The sequence below is a fragment of the Streptomyces sp. NPDC019224 genome, from assembly GCF_040632605.1.
In the GTDB taxonomy this organism is placed as follows: Bacteria; Actinomycetota; Actinomycetes; order Streptomycetales; family Streptomycetaceae; genus Streptomyces.
In genome coordinates, this window is sequence record NZ_JBEYCF010000015.1 from 26,743 (window position 1) to 39,886 (window position 13,144).

At 74.6% G+C, this 13,144-nt stretch carries 12 protein-coding genes; 5 read left to right on the top strand and 7 right to left on the bottom strand.

Going from position 1 to position 13,144, the window contains the following annotated elements:
* Positions 1-27 precede the first annotated feature (27 nt).
* From trpB to lgt, 4 genes are all read left to right on the top strand, one after another.
* Positions 28-1,314 carry a tryptophan synthase subunit beta gene (gene trpB / locus ABZ564_RS12510; protein ID WP_360853945.1) on the top strand — a complete coding sequence of 429 codons (1,287 nt, stop codon included), beginning with the start codon at positions 28-30 and terminating at the stop codon, positions 1,312-1,314.
* Complete coding sequence (gene trpA / locus ABZ564_RS12515; protein WP_360853948.1) at positions 1,311-2,123, top strand: tryptophan synthase subunit alpha; 813 nt, start codon at positions 1,311-1,313, stop codon at positions 2,121-2,123. Before trpB ends, trpA begins: the two co-directional genes overlap by 4 nt.
* Before the next feature lie 75 nt (positions 2,124-2,198).
* Complete coding sequence (locus ABZ564_RS12520; protein ID WP_360853951.1) at positions 2,199-3,017, top strand: thioredoxin domain-containing protein; 819 nt, start codon at positions 2,199-2,201, stop codon at positions 3,015-3,017.
* Between the two features lie 117 nt (positions 3,018-3,134).
* The gene (lgt, locus tag ABZ564_RS12525) at positions 3,135-4,097 is read left to right on the top strand and encodes a prolipoprotein diacylglyceryl transferase (protein ID WP_360853954.1); all 963 of its coding nucleotides are present in this window, start codon (positions 3,135-3,137) and stop codon (positions 4,095-4,097) included.
* A 67-nt stretch (positions 4,098-4,164) separates the two neighbouring features.
* Here the strand turns inward: lgt and ABZ564_RS12530 are convergent, their stop codons facing one another.
* Genes ABZ564_RS12530 through ABZ564_RS12560 form a run of 7 tightly spaced genes read right to left on the bottom strand, consistent with a single transcriptional unit; the run spans position 4,165 to position 12,089 of the window.
* The gene (locus ABZ564_RS12530; RefSeq protein WP_360853957.1) at positions 4,165-4,986 is read right to left on the bottom strand and encodes a CoA ester lyase; all 822 of its coding nucleotides are present in this window, start codon (positions 4,984-4,986) and stop codon (positions 4,165-4,167) included.
* Complete coding sequence (locus ABZ564_RS12535; RefSeq protein WP_360853960.1) at positions 4,983-6,182, bottom strand: CoA transferase; 1,200 nt, start codon at positions 6,180-6,182, stop codon at positions 4,983-4,985. Before ABZ564_RS12535 ends, ABZ564_RS12530 begins: the two co-directional genes overlap by 4 nt.
* Positions 6,179-7,063, bottom strand: coding sequence for a ribokinase (gene rbsK, locus ABZ564_RS12540; RefSeq protein WP_360853963.1), 885 nt, complete (start codon positions 7,061-7,063; stop codon positions 6,179-6,181). Before rbsK ends, ABZ564_RS12535 begins: the two co-directional genes overlap by 4 nt.
* Complete coding sequence (locus tag ABZ564_RS12545) at positions 7,060-8,439, bottom strand: ADP-ribosylglycohydrolase family protein (RefSeq protein WP_360853966.1); 1,380 nt, start codon at positions 8,437-8,439, stop codon at positions 7,060-7,062. The genes rbsK and ABZ564_RS12545 overlap by 4 nt, the downstream gene beginning before the upstream one ends.
* On the bottom strand, positions 8,436-9,653 hold the full coding sequence (locus ABZ564_RS12550) for an ADP-ribosylglycohydrolase family protein (protein WP_360853969.1): 1,218 nt from the start codon (positions 9,651-9,653) through the stop codon (positions 8,436-8,438). Before ABZ564_RS12550 ends, ABZ564_RS12545 begins: the two co-directional genes overlap by 4 nt.
* Complete coding sequence (locus ABZ564_RS12555) at positions 9,565-10,797, bottom strand: ADP-ribosylglycohydrolase family protein (protein ID WP_360853972.1); 1,233 nt, start codon at positions 10,795-10,797, stop codon at positions 9,565-9,567. The genes ABZ564_RS12550 and ABZ564_RS12555 overlap by 89 nt, the downstream gene beginning before the upstream one ends.
* Positions 10,794-12,089, bottom strand: a complete 1,296-nt coding sequence (locus ABZ564_RS12560; protein WP_360853975.1) for an ADP-ribosylglycohydrolase family protein — start codon at positions 12,087-12,089, stop codon at positions 10,794-10,796. Before ABZ564_RS12560 ends, ABZ564_RS12555 begins: the two co-directional genes overlap by 4 nt.
* Before the next feature lie 269 nt (positions 12,090-12,358).
* Between ABZ564_RS12560 and ABZ564_RS12565 the strand changes: the two genes are divergently transcribed.
* A complete protein-coding gene (locus ABZ564_RS12565; RefSeq protein WP_360853978.1) occupies positions 12,359-13,093 on the top strand; it encodes a VIT1/CCC1 transporter family protein in 735 nt (244 codons plus the stop codon).
* The last annotated feature ends 51 nt before the right edge of the window (positions 13,094-13,144 follow it).

Consider the following 13,144-nt stretch of genomic DNA (forward strand, 5'->3'; position numbering starts at 1 on the left):
CCTGCGACGACTAGGAGCACGTTCCGCATGTCTTCCGACTTCTTCATCCCGGACCCGGAGGGTCTGATCCCCAGCGCCGAGGGCTACTTCGGCGCGTACGGCGGGAAGTTCATCCCGGAGGCGCTGGTCGCCGCCGTGGACGAGGTCGCCGTCGAGTACGAGAAGGCCAAGGCCGACCCCGCCTTCGCCGCCGAGCTCGGCGAGCTGATGGTCCACTACACCGGACGGCCCAGCGCCCTCACCGAGGTGCCCCGCTTCGCCGGGCACGCCGGCGGCGCCCGGATCTTCCTCAAGCGCGAGGACCTCAACCACACCGGTTCGCACAAGATCAACAACGTGCTGGGGCAGGCACTGCTGACCCGGCGCATGGGCAAGACCCGCGTCATCGCGGAGACCGGAGCCGGCCAGCACGGCGTCGCCACCGCGACCGCCTGCGCCCTCTTCGGCCTCGACTGCACCATCTACATGGGCGAGATCGACACCCGGCGCCAGGCGCTGAACGTGGCGCGCATGCGGATGCTGGGTGCCGAGGTCATCGCCGTGAAGTCCGGCTCCCGCACCCTCAAGGACGCCATCAACGAGGCGTTCCGCGACTGGGTCGCCAACGTGGACCGCACCCACTACCTCTTCGGCACGGTCGCGGGACCGCACCCCTTCCCGGCGATGGTCCGCGACTTCCACCGCGTCATCGGCGTGGAGGCCAGGCGGCAGATCCTGGAGCAGGCCGGCCGGCTGCCGGACGCCGCCGTCGCCTGCGTCGGCGGCGGCTCCAACGCCATCGGCCTCTTCCACGCCTTCGTCCCCGACGCGGACGTCCGCCTCATCGGCTGCGAGCCCGCCGGACACGGCGTGGAGACCGGCGAGCACGCGGCGACCCTGACCGCGGGCGAGCCCGGCATCCTGCACGGCTCGCGCAGCTACGTCCTCCAGGACGACGAGGGCCAGATCACCGAGCCGTACTCCATCTCGGCCGGCCTGGACTACCCCGGCATCGGCCCCGAGCACGCCTACCTCAAGGACGTGGGCCGCGCCGAATACCGCGCCGTCACCGACGACGCGGCCATGCAGGCGCTGCGCCTGCTCTCCCGCACCGAGGGCATCATCCCGGCCATCGAGAGCGCGCACGCGCTGGCCGGGGCCCTGGAGGTCGGCAAGGAGCTGGGCAAGGACGGGCTGATCGTGGTCAACCTCTCCGGACGCGGCGACAAGGACATGGACACGGCAGCCCGCTACTTCGGGCTGTACGACACCGACGCCGCCGTCGAGGCGGACGCCGGCAGCCGGAACGCGGAGATCGAGGGGGACGCCCAGTGAGCGGCAACATCGAGCTGCTGAACACCACGCTCGCCGCCGCGCGGGCCGAGGACCGGGCCGCGCTGATCGCGTACCTGCCGGCCGGCTTCCCGACCGTCGACGGCGGCATCGAGGCCGTCAAGGCCGTCGTGGCGGGCGGTGCCGACGTCGTCGAGGTGGGGCTGCCGCACAGCGACCCCGTGCTCGACGGCCCGGTCATCCAGACCGCCGACGACATCGCGCTGCGCGGCGGCGTGCGGATCGCCGACGTGATGCGCACGGTGCGCGAGGCGCACGAGGCGACCGGGGCGCCGATCCTCGTCATGACGTACTGGAACCCGATCGACCGGTACGGCGTCGAGCGCTTCACCGCCGAACTGGCCGAGGCGGGCGGCGCCGGGTGCATCCTGCCCGACCTGCCGGTCCAGGAGTCCGCGCTGTGGCGCGAGCACGCCGCGAAGCACGGCCTGGCCACCGTCTTCGTCGTCGCGCCCAGCAGCAAGGACGAGCGGATCGCCACCATCACCGACGCGGGCTCCGGCTTCGTCTACGCCGCGTCCCTGATGGGCGTCACCGGCACCCGCGCCTCGGTCGGCGCCCAGGCCCAGGACCTGGTCCGGCGCACCCGCGCCACCACCGAGCTGCCGGTCTGCGTCGGCCTCGGCGTGTCCGACGCCGCCCAGGCCGCGGAGGTCGCCGGCTTCGCCGACGGCGTCATCGTCGGCTCGGCCTTCGTCAAGCGGATGCTGGACGCCCCCGACGAGGCGGCCGGCCTCGCGGCCGTCCGTTCGCTGGCGGCCGACCTTGCCGAAGGTGTTCGAAAGCGCTGACACCTGAGGTAACCCGAACGGGTGGACCTCGGTCCGGGGAGGCACGCGAGTGCCTCCCCGGGTCGTTGCTGCGGTGTGAGCGAGAAGAACCAACAGGGTAAGAGGGCCGCGCGAGACCGGCTGATCCAGCAGCGCGAGCAGGCGAAGGCGCGCGACCGCCGGCGCCGGACGCTGATCGTGTCCACGGCCGTGGTGGGGGTCCTGGGCCTGGCCGCCGTGATCGGCGTCATCGCGGCGAACGCCGGCGGCGAGAGCGACAAGTCCAAGGCATCCGGACCCGCCGTCGCACCCTCGGGCGCGACCGGCAAGGACGCCCTGGCCATCAGGGTCGGCGCGGACGACGCCCCGTCCACCCTCACCATCTGGGAGGACTTCCGCTGCCCGGTCTGCGCCCAGTTCGAGAACGCGTTCCGCGACACGATCCACGAGATGGAGCGCGACGGCCAGATCAAGGTCGACTACCACCTCGCCACGATCATCGACGGCAACATGGGCGGCAGCGGCTCCCTCAAGGCGGCCAACGCGGCGGCCTGCGCGCAGGACGCCGGCAAGTTCTCCGCGTACCACGACGTGCTGTACAGCAACCAGCCGGCGGAGACCGACGACGCCTTCGGCGACAACGACAAGCTGATCGACCTCGCCAAGAAGGTCGACGGGCTGGACACGCCCGGATTCCGCAGCTGCGTCGAGGACGGCAAGCACGACGCGTGGGTGGAGAAGTCCAACCAGGCCTTCCGCGACAGCGGCTTCCAGGGCACGCCGACGGCCCTGCTCAACGGCGAGTCGATCTTCCCGAGGAAGGGCGACGAGGCGATCACCGTGGCCAACCTGAAGAAGTGGGTCGCCGAGGCCAACAAGGGCAAGAAGCCGGGCACCGCGACGCCCACCCCGTAGGCCCGTGGCACGGGCCGCCGGTAGGCCGGTCGGGGGAAGCGAAGACCCGCTCGTTACCCAGACGTTGCCGGGCGGGTTGTCCTACCTCCCGCCCGGCAGGGTAGCGTCGACGCTGCCATGAACCTTGCCTACATTCCCAGCCCGTCGACCGGCGTGATCGATCTCGGACCGATCCCGCTCCGCGGCTACGCGTTCTGCATCATCATCGGTGTCTTCGTCGCCGTCTGGTTCGGCAACAAGCGCTGGGTCGCCCGAGGCGGCACCGCCGGCACCGTTGCCGACATCGCCGTCTGGGCCGTGCCCTTCGGGCTTGTCGGCGGCCGGCTCTACCACGTCATCACCGACTACCAGCTGTACTTCAGCGACGGTGAGAACTGGGTCGACGCCTTCAAGATCTGGCAGGGCGGCCTCGGCATCTGGGGTGCGATCGCGCTGGGCGCGGTCGGTGCCTGGATCGGCTGCCGCCGCCGCGGGATTCCGCTGCCCGCCTGGGCCGACGCGCTCGCCCCCGGCATCGCCCTCGCCCAGGCCTGCGGCCGCTGGGGCAACTGGTTCAACCAGGAGCTGTACGGCAGGGCGACCGACGTCCCGTGGGCGCTGAAGATCAGCGAGGGCCCCAACCGGGTGGCGGGCACCTACCACCCGACCTTCCTGTACGAGTCGCTGTGGTGCGTCGGTGTGGCCCTCCTGGTGGTCTGGGCCGACCGCCGCTTCAAGCTCGGGCACGGGCGGGCGTTCGCGCTGTACGTCGCGGCGTACTGCGCGGGGCGCGCGTGGATCGAGTACATGCGCGTGGACGAGGCCCACCACATCCTGGGCCTGCGGCTGAACGTGTGGACCGCGCTGATCGTGTTCGTGCTGGCGGTGACGTACATCGTGATCTCGGCGAAGGTGCGGCCGGGGCGCGAGGAGGTCGTCGAGCCCGGGGCGCCGGAGGCGCCGGAGGGCTCGGAGAAGACGGACACGGCCGATACGGACGAGCCGGAGGCCGCGGAGGCCGAGGCCGACGCGGACACCGATGCGAAGCCGGACGCGGACGCGCCGAAGGCGGACGGTACGGCCGAGACCGCCAAGGGCTGACGCCGCGCAAGCCGAGTGAGGGGGCCGCCGGGATTCCCGGCGGCCCCCTCACCGTTGCGGGGCGTCCTCAATCGCCGGACGGGCTTGATTCCGCCAGCGCCAGAGTCCGTTGCGCTTGCGCGACCACCGCCGCGTCCACGAAGCGGCCGTCCGGGAGGGCCTGGGCGCCCGCCTGGGTGCGGGCCGCCTCGACGATCTCCCAGGCCGCCTCGACCTCCTGCGGCGTCGGGCGGAACGCGCGCTCGATCACCGGGAGCTGCCGGGGGTGGATCGCCGCCCGTCCCAGGAAGCCCAGCGCCCGGCCGTGGGCGCAGGAGGACCACAGGCCGTCCAGGTCCCGGACGTCCGCGAACACCGACTGCGCGGGCGGCGCCAGGCCGGCCGCCCGGGCGGCGACCACCACCCGGCTGCGCGACCAGTCGAGCCCCGCGTCCTCCCGCACGCCCAGATCGGCGCGGAGGTCCGCCTCGCCCAGGGCGATGGCGCGGACCTGGGGATGGGCGGAGGCCACCGAGTACGCGTGCTCGACGCCGAGGGCCGACTCCAGCAGCGGGCAGAGGGGGACCCCGGGGGCCAGCGCCGCGATGTGGTGGACGGACGCGGCGTGGGTGATCTTGGGCAGCCGCAGTCCGCCGAGACCCGGCAGCCCGGCCAGCTCCAGGACGTCCGCCTCGTCGTTGACCCGGACATGGACGGGCGGCGCCGTGGCGGACGGCGGATCGGACAGCAGCTCCGCCGTCGCGGCGCGGGCGTACTCCTTGCGGTCGGGGGCGACCGCGTCCTCCAGGTCGACGATCACCACGTCCGCCCCCGAGACGGCCGCCTTGCGCACGACGTCCGGCCGGTCCCCGGGCACGTACAGCAGGGTGAGGGGGGCCGCCGCGCTCACAGCACCCGCTCCGCCCGCAGCGCCGAGATCTCCGGGCCGCTCAGCCCCAGCTCGGTGAGGATCTCCTCGGTGTCGGCCCCGTGCGGGCGGCCCGCCCAGCGGATCGCCCCCGGGGTGCGGGAGAGCCGGAAGAGGACGTTCTGCATCCGCAGCGGCCCCAGCTCCGGGTCGTCGACCTCGGTGACCGAGTCCAGCGCGCGGTACTGCGGGTCCTCCATCACATCCCGTACGTCGTGGATGGGCGCGATGGCGGCCTCCGCCTTCTCGAACGCGGACAGGGCCTCCTCCCGGCTGTGCCGGGCGATCCAGTGGCCGACGGCCTCGTCGAGTTCGTCGCTGTGCTCGGCGCGGGTGGCACCCGAGGCGAACCACGGCTCGTCGATCAGGTCCGCCCGCCCGACCAGCCGCATCACCCGCTCCGCGACGGACTGCGCGGAGGTGGAGACGGCCACCCACTGCCCGTCCGAGGTGCGGTAGGTGTTGCGCGGGGCGTTGTTGCGCGACCGGTTGCCGGTGCGCGGCTGTACGTAACCCAGCTGGTCGTACCAGAGCGGCTGCGGGCCGAGCACCGTCAGGATCGGCTCGATGATCGCCATGTCGACGACCTGGCCCTCGCCGGTGCGGTCCCGGCCGGCCAGCGCGGCCATCACCGCGTACGCCGTGGCGAGCGCGGCGATCGAGTCGGCCAGGCCGAACGGCGGCAGGGTCGGCGGCCCGTCCGGCTCCCCGGTGATCGCCGCGAAGCCGCTCATCGCCTCGGCGAGCGTCCCGAAGCCGGGCCGGTGGGCGTACGGGCCGAACTGGCCGAAGCCCGTGACGCGTACCAGCACGAGCCGGGGGTTGACGGCACGCAGCTCATCGGGACCGATACCCCACCGCTCCAGCGTGCCCGGCCGGAAGTTCTCGATGATCACGTCGGTGCTCGCGGCGAGTCGCAGCAGCAGATCGCGGCCCTCCGGGGCGGAGAGGTCGAGCGTCAGATTGCGCTTGTTGCGGCCGAGGAGCTTCCACCACAGGCCGACGCCGTTCTTCGAGGGGCCGTGGCCCCGGGAGGGGTCGGGGCGGACCGGGTGCTCGACCTTGATCACCTCGGCGCCGAAGTCGCCCAGCATCGTCGCGCAGAGCGGGCCCGCGAAGAGCGTGGCGAGATCGACGACCCGCAGTCCGGTCAGCGGCGGTGCCGCGGGGGCGCTCACGCGGCGTCGATTTCGCTGCGGTACGGCATGGAGACCGAGGCGCCCGGTTTCTGTACGCAGAGCGCGGCGGCGGCCGAGGCCCAGGCGATGGCCTGCGGGACCGGACGCCCCTCGCCGAGCGCCACGGCGAGCGTGCCGACGAAGGTGTCCCCGGCGCCGGTGGTGTCGACGGCGGTGACGTCCGGGGCGGGGAAGTGGATGGTGCGGCTGCCCCGGGCCGCGTACAGGCAGCCCTTCGAGCCGAGCGTGATGAGCACCGCCGGGACCCGGCCGAGCAGGATCTCCGCCGCGGCGTGCGGGTCGTCGTAGCCGGACAGCTCGGCCGCCTCGTGCTCGTTGGGGATCAGCAGGTCGACGTGGTCGAGGAGTTCGGCGGGCAGCTCCTGCACGGGGGAGGGGGTGAGCACCGTCCGTACGCCCTGGGCGTGGCCGGCCCGGGCGCCCTCGATCACGGCGGACAGCGGCAGCTCCAGCTGGAGCAGCAGCAGATCGGCCTCGGCGATGGCGGCCACCTCGCCCGGACCGAGCGTGGTCACGGTGCCGTTGGCGCCGGGGATGACCACGATCGCGTTGGAGCCCTTGGCGTCGACCACGATGTGCGCGGTGCCGCTGGGACCCTCGGCGGTGTGCAGCAGGTCGGTGTCGACGCCGGACTGCTCCAGGTTCTCCCGCATCCGTACGCCGTACTCGTCGTCGCCGACCGCGCCGATCATCATCACGTCACCGCCCGCGCGGGCGGCGGCGACGGCCTGGTTGGCGCCCTTGCCGCCGGGGATGGTGCGGAACTCCCGTCCGGTGACGGTCCGGCCGCGCTCCGGGGCCCGGTCGACGTAGACCGCCAGATCCATATTGGTGCTGCCGAGCACCGCGACTTTGGTCATGGGCGGAGTGCCTCCTCGTGGGTGAGCCGGTGGGTCAGGGCGGCCAGCGTGTCGAAGCCGGCCGAGTCGAAACCGGGGACGGACGTGGCGAGCCGGTTCTTCAGCGGGGTGGTCCACCTCTCGGGCAGCGCGTCCGGCCGCCCGGCGAGCAGTCCGGCGAGCGAACCGGCGGTCGCGCCGTTGGAGTCGGTGTCCCAGCCGCCGGACACCGCCTTGCAGACGGAACCCGTGAAGTCGCCGTCGGCGTGGGTGAGGGCGGCGGCCAGCAGGGCCGCGTTGGGCAGTACATGCACCCAGTGATACCTGCCGTACGCCGCGTGCAACCGGTCGACGACCGTATCGAAGTCCCGCTCCTCGCGGGCGGCGTCGATGCCGTCCCGTACCGCTCGGGCGTACCGCGAGCGCGGCGGCACCACGCGCAGGCCGGTGGCCAGGCAGCCGTGCACGTCGGTCTCGCCCGTGGCCGCCTCGGCCAGCGCCGCCGCCGTGAACATCGCGCCGTAGACGCCGTTCCCGGTGTGGGTGAGTACCGCGTCGCGGTACGCCTGTTCCGCCGCCCCGGCCGGGTCGCCGGGCCGGGTCCAGCCGTGCGCGTCGGCCCGGATCTGCGCGCCGATCCACTCCCGGAACGGGTTGCGGTACCGGGCGGTGTCCGGCGGTTCGATCCCGTCGAGCAGATTGCGGTACGCGATCCGCTCGGCGGTGAACGTACGGCCCGCCGGCAACTCGTCCAGCCACAGCCGGGCCAGGTCCGCCGTGGTGAACGAGGTGCCGTGCCGCTGGAGCAGCAGCAGGGCGAGCAGCGGGTGGTTGAGGTCGTCGTCCTCGGGCATCCCGTCGATGTTCTCGGCCAGCGAGGTGGCAGCGGAGCGCCGGTTCCACGGGTGGGCGGCGGCCAGCGAGGCGGGCAGGCCCCGGGCGGTGAACCAGGTGTTCAGCGGCCAGTTGCCGGTGGCGCGGGCCAGCGCGCGGATGCCCTCGAGCGGCAGCTTCTCGACCGGTTTGCCCAGCAGGCAGCCGGCGGCGCGGCCCAGCCAGGCGGCGTGCAGCCGCTCCCGGCCGGCCGGCCGCACCCCTTGGGCGTGCGGCCACTGCGGGCAGGCGGCCCGGATCGCGTCCAGGCTCTCCGGTTCGTCGGCGGCCAGCGGGGAGTCCAGCAGGGCGAGTTCGTCGAGCAGCCGTTCGGCGACCGCGCGCAGGCCGGGCGGTGCCCCGGGGACGGAGGCGCCGGCGCGTTCCGGGGCGGGGGAGCCGCCGGCCTCGTACCACCGGCGTGCGATGTCGAGGGCGTCGCGGCCGTCCTCGGCTGCCTGCCGCAGCTCGTGGCCCACCAGGTCCTCCGGCTGCACCCAGGTCACCCGTACCGCCGTGGTCACGGGGTGCCCGCCAGCGTCGCGAAGGCGGCCTCGTGGGCCCGGCGGCGGGCGGTGTCCCGGGCGAACACCTCACGGGCCACCTCCGCCAGCGTCCGGGCCGGGGCGTGCAGATCGAGGCGGCTGGCCTCGGCCACCGTCGCCGCCCAGTCCGCGGGGACGGCCCGCTCGCCGTGCAGGGCGCCCGCGAGCGCGCCGCTCATGGTGGCGATCGAGTCGCAGTCGCGCCCGTAGTTGACCGAGCCGAGGACCGCCTGCCGGTAGTCCCCGCCGGCCACGAGCAGCATGCCGAGCGCGACGGGCAGTTCCTCGATGGCGTGCAGCCGGGACGGGCGGCGGGCGCCGAGCGAAGGGGCGCGGTAGTCGGGGCCGACGGTGTCGAAGGGCGCGACGGCCTCGCGCAGCGGGGCGAGCGCCGCCTCGAAGTCCTGGTGGCGGGAGGCCGTTTCGCACACGGCCTCGATCGCGGAGCGGGTGCCGTCCTTGGCGAGCGACAGGCACGTCTCGACGACCGACGCGGGCGTCGCCCCGGGCGCGCAGGCGGCGGCGACGCCCGCCGCGAAGACGCCCGCCGCCTCCCTGCCGTAACTCGACTGATGGGCACCCGCGACGTCGATCGCCTCGGCGTACGCCGCCTGCGGATGGGCGGCGTTCACCAGCCCGACCGGGGCCATGTACATCGCCGCCCCGCAGTTGACGATGTTTCCGGCGCCCGCCTCGCGGGGGTCGACGTGGCCGTAGTGCAGCCGGGCGACGATCCACTTCTCCGCGAGGAAGATCCGCTGGAGCGGCAGCGCCTCGGCCTCCAGTTCCGGAATCCAGCGCGGTTCGCCGATCAGCTCCGGCACGAGGTGGTCGGCGACCGCGTACGCGTCGAGGTGGCCGCGGACCTTCCCGTACACCCGGACCAGCGCGTGGGTCATCAGGGTGTCGTCGGTGACGTGCCCGTCCCCCTTGTGATAAGGGGCGATCGGGCGGGCGGTCCGCCAGTCGTCGCCGTCCCAGGGGCCGACGATCCCGGTGATCCTGCCCCCGTGGCGGGCGGCGATCTGCTCCGGGGGGCGGCCCTCGACCGGGCCGCCGAGCGCGTCGCCGACGGCGGCGCCGACGAGGGCGCCCGTGATCCGGTCATCGAGCGTGGGCGCCGCTGGGGTCGTTGTCGTGGCTGTCGTGGGGGAAGGGGACGTCGTGGGCGCCAGGGGCACTGTGGATGTCATGTCCGAATTGTCCACCCATGGGCGCCGGTTCCGTGTCTGCCAGCAGCCCGGCGAGTTCGATCAGATCCGTACCCGCGAACCGGGGCAGGGCGCAGCCGGCCAGGGTCCGGCAGGCCTCGCGCCAGCCGTCGGGCACGGAGCCGATCGAGCCCAGCGCCCCGGTCAGCGCCCCGGCCAGGGCGGGCGCCGAGTCCGCCACCCGGGACAGGCAGGCCGCCGCGGGCACGGCCTGCGCGATGTCGCCCCGGGACGCGGTGGCCAGCGCGAGGGCGACCGGCACGGTCTCGGCGGCGGCGATCCCGTAGCTGTAGACGTGGTCCACGATCTGGTGCTCCAGCACGGGGACCAGCGCGAAAGCGCCGGCCCGCTCACCGGCGAACTCCCGGGCGATCCGGACCGCGTGGGCCGCGTTGCGGGCGATCTCGGTGCCGTCGGGGAGCTGGGCGAGCGCGGCGTTCACCGCCGTGTCGACGTCCGCCCCGCCGAGCGCCGCGGCACTCGCGGCGGCCATCGCCCGCGCCCCGTGCACCCCGTCGCCGTCCTGGGTGAAGCGCGCGTCGAATTCCGCGAGTTCCGCCGCCGCGCCGGGGTCGCCGGGGTGCACGACCGCCAGCACGGCCGCCCGTACGCACGCCGCGTCGTCGAAGTAGTGCGGGTTGTCGTGGCCGGTGGCGGGCGGCCGGAGGCCGGCGGCCAGGTTGCCCAGCCCGGCCCGCACCGAGATCCGGGCGCGCAGCGGCAGCACCGCCGCCTCCACCTCGGGCGCGCGGGCCGCGGCGGCGGCGACCTCGGCGGCCAGCGCGTTCCAGGCTCCGGCCACGGCGGCCCGCACCCGCTGGTCGAGGGCGGGTCCCCGGCCGGGCCCGGCGGCCGAGGCCAGCACGGTCCCCGCCGCGAACGCCGCCCATTCGGCGTCGTCGGACGGACCGAGCCGCAGCGGCTCGGGGGGCTGGTTGAGCGCGATGGGTACGGGGAGCGTGGTCGTCGCGTTCTGCTCGGCGAAGGTGTCCAGTTCGCGGGTCAGGCGTCGGGTCCACTCCGGCATCCGGGCGGCCCGGTGCCGCGCGGCGGGCCACCCCGCGGCGTCCCCGGCGGCCAGCCCGATCAGCAGTCCCTCGATCCTGGCCCGCCGTCCCCGGTTCACCGCGGCACCGCCCCGGTGCGCGGGGGACGGGGACCCCGGCGGGCCGGCCCGCCGGGGTCCGCGGGCCCGCCCACGGCGGGGGGCGGCGCCGCGCCCCCGGCCGGTCCGCGGTGCGGCTGTTCGCCCGCGCCCGCGCCCGTGGCCGGGTCCGGCGCCGGGCCGGGGCGGGGTGGTCCGTCCGGCCCCGGCGCCGCGGCGCCATGGCCCGGCCGGGCGTCCGCGCCCCCCGCCCGCCCCGCCACCCCGTCCGGCGCCAGCAGGTCCGCGATGTCCAGGACGTGGTAGCCGCGCATCGAGGGCAGGCAGCTGCCGCGGACCGGACCGATCGCGTCCGCCCAGACGCGGGGGATCGCCGAGGCACCGTGCAGCGCACCGGCCAGGGCGCCCGCCACCGCGGCCGTCGTGTCGGCGTCCCGGCCCATGTTGACCGCCATCAGCACCGCCGTACGGAAATCGCCGCGCGCCGCCGCGAACGCGCCGAACGCCAGGCCCACCGCCTCCGGGGCCAGGTCCGTCCACGGGTAGCCGCCGACCACCACGGCCGAGCGGACCGCGCGTTCACCGGTGAGGCGGTCGGGGTACGGGCGTTGCGCCGCCGTCACCGCGCGGCGCAGTGAGCGGGCCGTCCAGGAGTCCATCGGGACGACGGAGAGCGCGGCGGCGATCACCGAGGTGACCGAGGCCCCCGTCATCGCGGCGGCCACCCCGGCTGCCACCGCCTGGCCGCCGTAGATGCCCTCGCCCTCGTGGCTGACCCGGCCGTCCACCGCGACCAGCCGGGCCGCCTCGGCGGGACGGCCGGACGCGAAGACGCCGAAGGGCGCGGCCCGCATCGCCAGACCGTCGCTCCAGGCGTGCCGGTGCTGGGCGGAGATGGGGGCGGCCAGACCCCGGCGCAGGTTCTCCAGCGTGCCGCGCTCGCTGAAGCCGGCGCCCCGGAACGGCCCCTCGTCCAGGTCGGCGATCCACAGCCGCCAGGCCCGCTCGACGTCGGTGACGGTGAGCTCGGAGCCATGCCGGGCCAGCAGCAGCCCGGAGAAGATCGCGTACTCCGTGTCGTCGGTGCCCGCCGGGTCGTTGCTGACGAAGCCCTCGATCCGGCCCCAGCGGCGGCGGATCTCGGAGGGCCGCATGTTCTCCGCCGGGGCGCCGAGCGCGTCGCCGACCGCGAGGCCGAGCAGCGCCCCCCTGGCCCGGTCCCCGGGTCCGCCCGGGGGCGGGCCGTCCGGGAGCCGTGCCGTGTGGGTGCCGCCCGCCCGCGGCGCCGTCGGATTTCCTGCGACCGTCTCCATCGCGTCGACCCTTCGCTCGTACCGAGCCCGTACTCGGCCCTGTGGAATCCGTTCCACGCGGAGACCGGACGAAGGCCGGTTATCCACACAAAAGGGCCACTCGGATGAAACCTTCCGGACAGCAAGGCAAGCCGTACCTATCCGGTTACGCAGGGTGGTAAGTACGGCCTGCCTTGCTGGCGGGAGCCCTTTTTCGTGCGTACTTTCGAGGTGTCGAGCGGGGGCGGGCGGGCAGGAGGCCCGTCTCCGGAGAGGGGAGAGGAGCAGTCGTGGCCATCATCGAGACCGACGCCGTACTGCACGAGGCGCACCGGGACAACCACACCCACCGTGACGTCAACGGCGGCTGGCTGCGTCCCGCGGTCTTCGGCGCGATGGACGGGCTCGTCTCGAACCTCGCCCTGATGACCGGTGTCGCCGGCGGCGACGTCTCGCACCGCACCCTCGTCATCACCGGCCTGGCCGGACTGGCCGCCGGCGCCTTCTCCATGGCGGCCGGCGAGTACACCTCCGTCGCCTCCCAGCGCGAGCTGGTCGAGGCCGAGCTGGACGTCGAGCGGCGCGAGCTGCGCAAGCACCCCGTGGACGAGGAGCGGGAGCTCGCCGCGCTCTACGAGTCCCGGGGCGTCGAGACCGCGCTCGCCCGCGAGGTCGCCCGTCAGCTCTCGCGCGACCCGGAGCAGGCGCTCGAAATACACGCGCGCGAGGAGCTGGGCATCGACCCGGGCGACCTCCCCTCGCCGCTGGTGGCCGCCGTCTCCTCGTTCGGCGCGTTCGCGCTGGGTGCCCTGCTGCCCGTGCTGCCGTACCTGCTCGGTGCGGACGCGCTGTGGCCGGCCGCGCTGCTGGCCCTGGCCGGCCTGTTCGGCTGCGGCGCGGTGGTGGCCCGGGTGACCGCCCGCAGCTGGTGGTTCAGCGGACTGCGCCAGCTGACCCTCGGCGGTGCGGCCGCCGCGCTCACGTACGGCCTGGGCGCGCTGTTCGGGGTGGCCGTCGGCGGCTGACCGCCCCTTTTTCCGGACCGGGCGGCCCGGTCGCGCAATCGGCCTGTTACC

What these genes read in the sequence shown, in the direction of transcription:
- trpB (WP_360853945.1), top strand. Translation starts at nt 28, where the DNA reads ATGTCTTCCGACTTCTTCATCCCGGACCCGGAGGGTCTGATCCCCAGC.
- lgt (WP_360853954.1), top strand. Translation starts at nt 3,135, where the DNA reads ATGAACCTTGCCTACATTCCCAGCCCGTCGACCGGCGTGATCGATCTC.
- rbsK (WP_360853963.1), bottom strand. Translation starts at nt 7,063, where the DNA reads ATGACCAAAGTCGCGGTGCTCGGCAGCACCAATATGGATCTGGCGGTC.
- ABZ564_RS12550 (WP_360853969.1), bottom strand. Translation starts at nt 9,653, where the DNA reads ATGACATCCACAGTGCCCCTGGCGCCCACGACGTCCCCTTCCCCCACG.
- ABZ564_RS12560 (WP_360853975.1), bottom strand. Translation starts at nt 12,089, where the DNA reads ATGGAGACGGTCGCAGGAAATCCGACGGCGCCGCGGGCGGGCGGCACC.